The 9,692-nt window shown below is 35.4% G+C and carries 13 protein-coding genes; 4 read left to right on the top strand and 9 right to left on the bottom strand.

The window, feature by feature from the left end:
• The first annotated feature begins 196 nt into the window (after positions 1-196).
• On the top strand, positions 197-697 hold the full coding sequence (locus V7164_RS22235) for a DoxX family membrane protein (RefSeq protein ID WP_335346658.1): 501 nt from the start codon (positions 197-199) through the stop codon (positions 695-697).
• Positions 698-727: 30 nt separating this feature from the next.
• On the opposite strand, the gene V7164_RS22230 is transcribed toward V7164_RS22235, so the two are convergent.
• Positions 728-1,126 carry a hypothetical protein gene (locus tag V7164_RS22230; protein ID WP_335346657.1) on the bottom strand — a complete coding sequence of 133 codons (399 nt, stop codon included), beginning with the start codon at positions 1,124-1,126 and terminating at the stop codon, positions 728-730.
• Between the two features lie 259 nt (positions 1,127-1,385).
• Between V7164_RS22230 and V7164_RS22225 the strand changes: the two genes are divergently transcribed.
• Together V7164_RS22225 and bioB are read left to right on the top strand one after the other, a co-directional pair.
• Complete coding sequence (locus V7164_RS22225; protein WP_335346656.1) at positions 1,386-1,982, top strand: biotin transporter BioY; 597 nt, start codon at positions 1,386-1,388, stop codon at positions 1,980-1,982.
• 24 nt (positions 1,983-2,006) lie between these two features.
• The gene (bioB, locus tag V7164_RS22220; RefSeq protein ID WP_335346655.1) at positions 2,007-3,002 is read left to right on the top strand and encodes a biotin synthase BioB; all 996 of its coding nucleotides are present in this window, start codon (positions 2,007-2,009) and stop codon (positions 3,000-3,002) included.
• A 75-nt stretch (positions 3,003-3,077) separates the two neighbouring features.
• On the opposite strand, the gene V7164_RS22215 is transcribed toward bioB, so the two are convergent.
• The 5 genes from V7164_RS22215 to V7164_RS22195 form a co-directional block, all read right to left on the bottom strand.
• A complete protein-coding gene (locus V7164_RS22215) occupies positions 3,078-4,454 on the bottom strand; it encodes a sensor histidine kinase (protein ID WP_335355253.1) in 1,377 nt (458 codons plus the stop codon).
• Entirely contained in the window at positions 4,451-5,125 is a 675-nt protein-coding gene (locus tag V7164_RS22210; protein WP_335355252.1) for a response regulator transcription factor, read from the bottom strand. The genes V7164_RS22215 and V7164_RS22210 overlap by 4 nt, the downstream gene beginning before the upstream one ends.
• Before the next feature lie 129 nt (positions 5,126-5,254).
• Positions 5,255-5,431 carry an H-type small acid-soluble spore protein gene (locus V7164_RS22205; RefSeq protein ID WP_335347703.1) on the bottom strand — a complete coding sequence of 59 codons (177 nt, stop codon included), beginning with the start codon at positions 5,429-5,431 and terminating at the stop codon, positions 5,255-5,257.
• Between the two features lie 60 nt (positions 5,432-5,491).
• Positions 5,492-6,190: a hypothetical protein gene (locus V7164_RS22200; RefSeq protein WP_335355251.1), complete on the bottom strand. Its 699-nt coding sequence runs from the start codon at positions 6,188-6,190 to the stop codon at positions 5,492-5,494.
• A 246-nt stretch (positions 6,191-6,436) separates the two neighbouring features.
• A complete protein-coding gene (locus tag V7164_RS22195; RefSeq protein ID WP_335347701.1) occupies positions 6,437-6,649 on the bottom strand; it encodes a cold-shock protein in 213 nt (70 codons plus the stop codon).
• Between the two features lie 324 nt (positions 6,650-6,973).
• Between V7164_RS22195 and V7164_RS22190 the strand changes: the two genes are divergently transcribed.
• Positions 6,974-7,264, top strand: coding sequence for a DUF6509 family protein (locus V7164_RS22190; RefSeq protein ID WP_335347700.1), 291 nt, complete (start codon positions 6,974-6,976; stop codon positions 7,262-7,264).
• Between the two features lie 38 nt (positions 7,265-7,302).
• Here V7164_RS22190 and V7164_RS22185 read toward each other — a convergent pair whose 3' ends face one another.
• The 3 genes from V7164_RS22185 to V7164_RS22175 all read right to left on the bottom strand — a co-directional run bounded on the left by V7164_RS22185 (position 7,303) and on the right by V7164_RS22175 (position 9,632).
• Positions 7,303-7,704: a cytosolic protein gene (locus tag V7164_RS22185; protein ID WP_335347699.1), complete on the bottom strand. Its 402-nt coding sequence runs from the start codon at positions 7,702-7,704 to the stop codon at positions 7,303-7,305.
• Positions 7,705-7,807: 103 nt separating this feature from the next.
• Positions 7,808-8,008 carry a cold-shock protein gene (locus V7164_RS22180; protein WP_066300509.1) on the bottom strand — a complete coding sequence of 67 codons (201 nt, stop codon included), beginning with the start codon at positions 8,006-8,008 and terminating at the stop codon, positions 7,808-7,810.
• Between the two features lie 175 nt (positions 8,009-8,183).
• Complete coding sequence (locus V7164_RS22175) at positions 8,184-9,632, bottom strand: DEAD/DEAH box helicase (RefSeq protein ID WP_335355250.1); 1,449 nt, start codon at positions 9,630-9,632, stop codon at positions 8,184-8,186.
• Positions 9,633-9,692 lie beyond the last annotated feature (60 nt).

Below are 9,692 nucleotides of genomic sequence, written 5' to 3'. Positions count from 1 at the left end.
ATTATATAATTCATAAAATAGTCAATTTTTAACTCCAATTATTCTTGACAAATCAATTTCCTCTATAAATAAACATTTTTCTTAAAATATTCACATTTTATTTACATTTACGTGACATGGATCATAAAAATGTAAAATATAGGGATATTTTTGCTACTATATCCCTGTATTCATCAAAAAGTTGGGAGAGATAAGTATGTTTGTTAATTGGCTAAGGGAAAATCAATTATCTTCAGGATTATTGACTATTATTCGGTTGTATCTTGGTTATTCTTGGCTCAAGGCGGGATATCATAAAGTAGCAGGCGGGTTTGATGCATCGGGATATTTACAAGGAGCAATCGCTAAAGCGACTGGGGAGAATCCAACAGTACAAGGATGGTGGGCTAGCTTTTTAGAAGGATTTGCCCTTCCAAATGCAGGTCTATTTAGCTTTTTAGTTGCATGGGGCGAACTATTAGTAGGGTTAGGTTTAATTCTTGGCTGCTTGACTACTGCTGCTGCATTTTTTGGAATCATAATGAACTTTGCCTTTATGTTTTCCGGAACAATCAGTACGAACCCGCAAATGATATTATTAACAATATTCATCTTAGTCGCTGGATACAATGCAAGTAAAATCGGTTTTGACCGTTTCATCATACCTTATATCAAACTGAAAACAAAAAGAAAAGATAACACCGCTGAAATATCTTAGGTTTATTTTTTAGGACTAGGCAAGCTACTCTTAGCTTGCCTTCCCCTGTTTTTCATCCTTTGTAAAGGTGACAAAGAAAAATAATAAGAAGCTAAGCAAAAGGATGGACCCACCAACAATATAGAAAATCGTGTTAACCGCACTTGGAAGAAATGCAGGTTTAAAAATATAGAGCGCCATCCCACCTGTTAATCCGATAGAACCGATAATAGCAGTATATACATGAAACTTTGCTAGGATCCCCATTTTCGGGGAAAATACTTTATAGTATACCGCCCATGCGAATAGTGTTAACCATCCAACAACAAGTATATGGGCATGTATCGGTCTAAAAGCATAATCCCCTGCTCCAGCCATATGTGAACCTAAAAAAGCGCCGATAAAGCCAAATAATGCAGATAATCGTAATAAAACCTTGCTATAATTCATCGTTTTCCTCTCCTATTTACGTTTTTTCCGTTTTCTTCTAATCAAAGCCTACTCTATAATATACATTGCTTCCTCTCTTTTTCCTATTTTAAGCTTCTAATATGAACAGAAGATGAACATCCGTTTACAAATCTAAAACTCACACTATTAAAGTCTCTTAATATTAATATGTTAACTAAAAATAAAATAGGTTGACATATACTTAGGTTAGCCATTATCCTTTATTTATATTTACTAACAATCTACGGAGGATAGGGAAATGAAAAAGAGATTAAGAACGATTGATTTAACGCTTGCTGGTATGTTTGTAGCTTTGATGTGTGTAGGAGCGAATATCACTACATTTGTTCCCTTTATGGTTATAGGCGGTGTACCAATTACGCTGCAAACATTTGTTGCCATTTTATCTGGAGCTATCTTAGGCAGCCGTCTAGGAGCAATTACAATGGCCGTTTATGCCTTTGTTGGTCTTGCAGGTGCGCCAGTATTTGCTAAATTTGGCGGTGGTATGTCTTCCTTAATTAGCCCGACCTTTGGCTTTATTCTCTCTTACATTCTTACAGCCTATGTAACAGGAAAAATCATTGAAATGAAAAAGACGATCCCAGTTTATATTACTGCCGCTTTAATTGGTATGGTTATTAATTATGTTATTGGTACAAACTGGATGTATTTTGCCTATAAGCTTTGGGCGGCTGCTCCAGATGGATTTACTTATAAAATGGCTTGGATGTGGATGGTTGTGCCATTGCCAAAGGATATTGTTCTCGCCATTTGTGCTGGAATCATGGCGAATCGACTTGAGCATAAGGTTTTTGCCCGCAGCCAATTTAGAAAAATTCAACGGGCTTCATAATCAAATTCAAAAGGAGGAGAATTAATGAGGAACTGGAGGAATCTTGCTGAACAAGTATTGGAAGGATATGAGCTTACAAATGAAGAAGCCGTTAGCATATTAAATTGCCCTGATGAAGAACTTCTAGATCTATTACAAAGCTCTTATAAAATCCGCCACCATTATTATGGAAATAAAGTAAAGCTTAATATGATCATAAATACAAAATCTGGGCTTTGCCCTGAAAACTGCGGCTACTGTTCACAATCAAGCGTATCAACTGCACCAATTGAAAAATATCGAATGATGGATAAAGATTCCATTGTTAAAGGTGCTGAACAAGCATTTAATATGAATGTTGGTACTTATTGCATTGTTGCCAGCGGAAGAGGTCCGAGCAATAAAGAAATTGATCAAGTTGTTTCCGCTGTTAAAGAAATTAAAGATAAATACAATCTTACGGTATGTGCATGTCTTGGATTGTTAAAGCCCGAACAGGCTTCCATGCTTAAAGAAGCCGGCGTTGACCGCTATAATCATAATATTAACACATCCGAAAATCACCACGAATCCATAACAACTTCCCATACATATGAAGACCGGGTAAACACCGTTGAATTAGTTAAAGAACACGGAATTTCTCCTTGCTCGGGTGTCATTATCGGGATGCGCGAAACTAAAGAAGATGTCGTGTCAATGGCCAGAAGCTTAAAAGCCCTTGATGCAGATTCCATCCCTGTTAACTTTCTTCATGCTATTGACGGAACTCCGCTTGAGGGAACGAAGGAATTAAATCCTAGATACTGTCTGAAAGTATTGTGTTTAATGCGATTTATTAATCCAACTAAGGAAATTCGCATTTCTGGCGGGCGTGAGGTTAATTTGAGAAGCCTTCAGCCTTTTGGACTATACCCGGCAAATTCTATTTTTGTTGGAGATTATTTAACAACTGCAGGACAGGAAGGTTCAGCGGATCATCAAATGTTAAAAGATCTCGGCTTTGAGATTGATTTTGTTTCAGAAAATGCTGCCACATGTTAATAAAAGAATTTTTGTAAAAAAATGACAAGGTGCTATAGCTTTCACAGCTCCACATAGCACCTTGCCAATAATTCTCTAACCCTTTGGTAATTTCACTGTAAAAACAGACCCCTCCCCTTTCTTGCTCTCCACTTTAATTTCGCCATCATGAATTTCCAAAATAGATTGAACGATTGAAAGCCCAAGCCCAGTTCCTTCAATAGTGCGAGTCCTTGATGTATCAGCACGATAAAAACGGTCATAAATCCTTTCAACCTCTTCTGAATGTAAGCCAATTCCATGATCTTTAAAGCTTATCACGATCCAGTCTGGCTGATCATTTAATGTAATGTTAATCTCACTGTCTTCTTCACTATATTTAATGGCATTCGTTAAGAGGTTTTCCCAAACGGAGTATAATAAGGTGTGATCCCCATGCAAATATGCATCAGGCAGTGAATAGCTAATCATCAATCCTTTTTCACTTAATATCCACTGGTACTGACGTATAACCGTCTTTAATTGTTCACTTAAATTAAAATCTTTTTTATCAAGCAAATCCTTTTGACTGTCAAGTGATGATAGCAACAGCAGCTGCTTAGTTAAATAGGATAGCCGATTCACTTCAGAATCAACTACATCAAAATATTCTTTATGCTGAGCTGTTGATTCAGCGCTCTTTAATAGTTTTAAATACCCTTTGATATTAGAGAGAGGTGACTGAATATCATGTGAAATGTTAGAAATAAACTCCTTGCGTGCGTCATTTACTTTTTCTAATTTGCCAGCCATCGTTTGAAAACTAGCAGCTAGATCCCCTATTTCATCCTGCCTATTAATATTCAGCTTAATGCCAAAATCCCCCTCTGCTATCAAGCTCGTTGCTGTATTCAATTTGGAAATAGGCTTTATTAAATACTTTGTACTGATTAATACTAATAGGATAGTAAACACAACCATCCCCACAACAAGCCATCCAAACATCCGATGCATTTCATTGAATAAGAGCTTTATATCTGGTCTAAGAAACAATGCGTATCTTTCGCCTTCATATATTAAGGGGACCCCAACTGTATTCGTAAGCTCATTAGCAAAGAAACCCGTCACAAAGGTTTTGTGCGGAAACTTAGCAATTCCATGGAAAACTTCCCCATTGAGCACTTTTTCCACTGGCTCATCCGAAAGGTATTCAGTTCTAAATGGTGCACCGAAGAATCGTCTATTTCCATTTTCATCGATAATAAAAATTTGATAGCCAATCGAACCGAGATGTTCAAAATATTCATCCATATTTATTTGATTCTGCAGTTGAATAAAATTAGTAATCTCCAATGCAATATTAGTCATTTTAAGGTCGTTCTGATTTTTTAAATAGGATTGATAATAAACATTTGAAAGTAAAAAAGAAATGATTCCGCTTGCTAGCATGATTAAAATCGTAGTAATGGCAAACTTAGAATAAAGGGATTTCATTTTTGAGCCTCCAGCGAATACCCAATACCTCTAATCGTTTTTATTGAAAAATCATCTGATGTATTTGAAAAGCGCTCCCTTAAACGCTTAATATGGACATCAACAGTCCGCTCGTCCCCCCCATAATCCATTCCCCATACTTGTTCAATTAATTGCCCCCTACTAAAAACTTGATTAAGGTTTGAAGCTAAATAATACATCAGTTCAAATTCTTTAAGCGGCAATATGAATGTTTTACCATTAACCTCGATTTCATAGCTTTTTTTATTAATTAACATTGAACCAATTCTAATATTTGATTCCATTGCTTTTCCATATCTTCTTAAAAGGGCGTTTACCCTAAATATTAACTCTTTCGGCTCAAAAGGCTTTACTAAATAATCATCTGTACCTGAAAGATAGCCTATTTCTTTATCTTCAATTTGACTTTTTGCAGTCAATAATACAACCGGAATATCAAAATGTTTTCGTATTTCCACAGTTAATTTATACCCATCCATAACAGGCATCATTATATCAACGATTGCTAATTCGCAAATTTGATTATGAAGCCGTTTCAAAGCCTCTGCACCGTCTGCCGCTTCAATAACTTGAAACCCTTCTTTCATTAATAGTTCTTTCACTAAATACCGGACATGCTGATCATCATCAGCAACAAGTATAGTTTTCATTTGTTCCACCTTCTTTCTGCTGGATCATCTCTATTCTAATAAACCATGCTGTTAAAACCAATGATATTATATTTTATAGGACCCAATAAATAGACAACCACCCTAAATTTTTAGGGTGGTTGTCTATTACTATTCTTGAAGTTCTGTAATTTCTACAGTTGATCTTTCTTCAAGTGGTCCTCTTAAATGTACAGTAGCTGTCTTCCCATCTTCATTTAACTGATCAATCCACACAGATGCACCATTGTATGTGACTTCAATATCTGCTGATGATGAAAGGATTTGTTTTACACGTATAACATCCATTGTTATCACTCCTTCATATTAATCATTATATTTTTTGTTGGAAAGAGAAAATTATGCCTATTAAATATAATCCTTTTCCATTGGAAAGAGGTAATCATTCACCCTTTTAACAATAGAAATTACGAATAATTTTATGAACGCGAACGCAATGACTGCATTGTAATCAATAACATGAAGCAATCCCATTTTAATTTGGACTAAATCAAAAATGATCATAAAAATAAAAAGAGCAATCAACGTTAAATACTTATATGAAAATAGAACGATCGCCGTTAACGGGATCGCCATGGTGATATCTATGATCATTTTTAAGATCGTATGATCTTTATACATCGATTCAAACAACCCCATGGAATACCAGCTAAGTTTGAGAACCAATGACATAAAAAAAGATATCGGATGAAGAATAATATTAAATAACATATAGATCGTTAAATATTTTATAGGAAGGGAAGGATCATTTAATTTTCTTCTCCACCATTTCATGATATAGGAAGCTAACAAAAGCAAAATAATCGTATACCACGTTCTCCACCAATTATGCTCGTAAATACGAAGCCTTAAAAACAGTTCTTCAATTAACGCAATAAGAGAAATGATCAGTATAATCCATTTAGTCCTTAACCGAAATGCCGCTATGGACATTAGCACAGTCGGAATAATAACTCCTTGAGAAATTAAGGAACCAAATATATCATCGGGCCAATTCTCTTTGAAAACATGAGGATAATAATCGTACGAATTCAGAAGAATAAGCACGACAAATTCCCCAAAAAATGAAAGACCCGCAGCAAAAAAATAAACAGCTAAATCTTTTCGAAAATGATTCGAATTCTTATATGTAAATATGAAGATGATTAGACTTATGAAAACTAAGGAAAAATACCATAAAGAGTTTGCCAAACCCACTTCACTTCCAAATTATTTTAGTTTCCATTATTTTGTTCATGTTATGATAACCTATACAAAAAGAAAGAGGACGATCAAAGATCGCCCCCCATTATATTAATTATTGGAATAAATACTATTGTTATTCACTACTTGAAGCTCCCTTATTGCCTCTTTCATTTCACTCTTACAAATTGGACAAGAAGGCTGCTGACTGCTCTTAAAATTATCTCGGACCCAGCAATTACATGAATCTGACGTGCATTCCCAAACCTTTACTTCTTCCATTTTGATTTCTTCTGTGTTTTTTCTCCCAAATCCCATTGCCATATTAAGGCACCTCCCAAAGGGTAGACCCCTATTTTTCCCTAAAAATAAAAACACCTGTTAAATAAAGGGAAAATACTTACCAACTCTAAATAACAAGTGATTTATGGGAAACTTTATACATTCATAAACTCTTCAATTAGTATAACATAAATTTCCTTAACAGTCAAAAGGTCAAATGACATACTTTTTAAACAAGTTTAAGTTCAATTTTTTTGAATGTAGAAACTTTTTTTAAGAAATAGTAATACTATTTCTTTTTATCGGGTAAGGTGTATAATGTTCTCGTTAACTAGATTTAGGTTTGATGAAGAAAGGGTGAAACCTATGGAAATTACAAGTTATACAGTAGAGCTGCTAAAAGATCCTACAGGAATTTTATTGGGAGAACGTTACGAATTCTTTTTAGATATTGCCGTGGATGAAGATGATGATTTATACGATGAGAATGGATTACAGCTTCGAGTTTTGTTTTATAAGAAAGAAGATGACTATCGCATTTTAAATTATCATTTTTTAAGTTCAGGTCAAATATTAGACTTTGCATTAGAAGAGGAAGAAGAGAAACTAATCTCAAAATTTTGCACGGATCATTACATAGAAGCAGAAGATCTGTAAGTAATGAGAGCAGGGCACGCCCCTGCTCTCAAACTTTTTTATAATTGAATATCTTTCCCGTCTTCAGCGATATGATACATTAAATGCGCTAAATGATGGATTGGACTATATTCTTCCTTGTCTTCATCGCTTTCATTCTCTTCCTGGAACTCTAAATCATTTAAGTGCAATGCAGCAAATTGATAAAAGTCTTTTAATTCAAAAGCATAGCATGCACTTGGGTCTTCATTCTCTTCTTCGTATTGAAGGACCATATACGATTCTTTGCCACTGCCATCAATAGCATCGAAGAAAATAAAAAATCCAATATTTGTGTCCAATTCAAATAAATGTCTTGTTCCACCCTCGGTTAATCTTTCAAAATCTTCTTCACTTAATTTCTGAACTTTCATTGCTTCAACTTGATCTTCCTTATGAAATTGAACAGTAAATTCCTTCACAGCTCTTCCCCCTTCTTTCGTACTCCATTTTATTATGACCAATTATCCTGATAAAGACAAAAAAATAATAAAAGAGCCGAGAAATTTGGCTCTTTTACATTTTTTATGCTTTTGTTACATTCACTGCTTGAGGTCCGCGTTGTCCCTCTTCTATGTCAAAATTAACTTCTTGGCCTTCATCAAGACTTTTGAAGCCTTCACTTTGGATAGCTGAATAGTGTACAAATACATCCTCTCCACCTTCAACCTCAATAAAACCAAAACCTTTTTCTGCGTTAAACCATTTTACTTTACCTGTTGCCATTTTAATCCTCCTAAATATCAATCAGTGACAGAATATATTACCCTGCAAATCTTATTATGGGTAATTATTTAGGATTTTAACCAAATTCACTTGAAGAAATACATGGAAAAATAAAGATTTACCAATTTATCGCAGATAAAAAGGCTGTAATACCCTCACTGATTAAAGTTTAGCATTATTTATTAGTCGTTCTGTTTCTTCTTCTTTCCCTGCCGTCTCTTCTGTCTCTTCCAGCACTACCTGAGCTTCTGCCTCTGTCATTATAGCGTTTTCTATCGCCGCCTCTATCTGTTCGCGGCTTTCTAACACGTATCGGTTCAACAGCTGTTAATTTAACTGGAGTAACATCAATGTCCTTAGTTAATAATTTTAATGCCGCTGCTAATAAGGAAACAGAGTCAGTGTCTTCGAGTAAATTTTCAGCTGCACGCTTATAATCATTATGGTCATTTTTCTCAATAATAGCCATTAGGCGATTAATAGTAGCCTGCTGATTGCCTGCTAGTACATCTTTGAAAGATGGAACTGGACTTTTCGTCATTTTGCTCTTTGTTACGTTTTCAATGATCTTCAAATGATCAATTTCTCTTGGAGATACAAAAGTTACTGCAAGTCCTTTATTTCCAGCACGGCCTGTTCGTCCAATTCTATGGACATAGCTCTCAGGATCCTGCGGAATATCAAAGTTATATACGTGGGAAACCCCGCTAATATCAAGACCCCTTGCTGCCACATCTGTAGCAACCATGATATCGATCGTTTGCTCTTTAAAACGGCGAATAACTTGGTCACGTTTCGCTTGAGGGATATCACCATGAATTCCTTCAGCTGAATAGCCGCGTTTAATTAATCCTTCAACCACTTCATCCACACGTTTTTTTGTACGACCAAATACAATCGCAAGCTCTGGAGATTGAATATCAAGAAGACTGCAAAGCACATCAAATTTCTGTTTCTCATGAACTTCCATATAATGCTGTTCGATATTTTTCACAGTCATTTCTTTAGCTTTAATTTTTACTAATTCCGGATCCTTCATGAACTTTTCTGCAAGTGTTTGAATTCTTCTAGGCATTGTTGCAGAAAATAGGAGGGTTTGTCGTTCTCCTTTAATTTCACTTAAAATTCTTTCAATATCTTCAATAAAGCCCATATTTAACATTTCATCTGCTTCATCAAGCACAACCATTTTTATATTGCTAAGTCGAATCGTTTTTCTTTCAATATGGTCAATCAGTCTTCCAGGCGTAGCTGCAATAATATGTGGTCTGTTTTTTAAAGCGCGAATCTGGCGATTGATATCCTGACCGCCATAAATTGGCAAAGTTTTTACGCCCTTCACTTGACCGATTCGGTTTAATTCCTCTGCTACTTGAACTGCCAGCTCACGAGTTGGAGCAAGAACAAGACCTTGAATTCCTTCTTCAATATTGATTTGTTCTAGAAGCGGAACACCGAATGCAGTCGTTTTTCCTGTACCAGTTTGGGCCTGCCCAATCATGTCTTTACCCACTAAACCAATCGGGATTGCTTGAGCCTGAATAGGTGTTGGTTCCTCGAAGCCCATATTTGATAATGCTTTTACTATTTCATTACTTAAGCTAAAATCTGAGAATGTTGTCAAAATATTTTTTCCTCCTTATGATCGTTACGCTACTTACTTTTGTCATCATCTATATTAAAC

The organism is Bacillus sp. JJ1474, from assembly GCF_036965225.1.
Lineage (GTDB): Bacteria > Bacillota > Bacilli > Bacillales > Cytobacillaceae > Cytobacillus.
The sequence above is the reverse complement of the archived record's forward strand: the minus strand, read 5'-3'. Positions and strand labels throughout refer to the sequence as shown.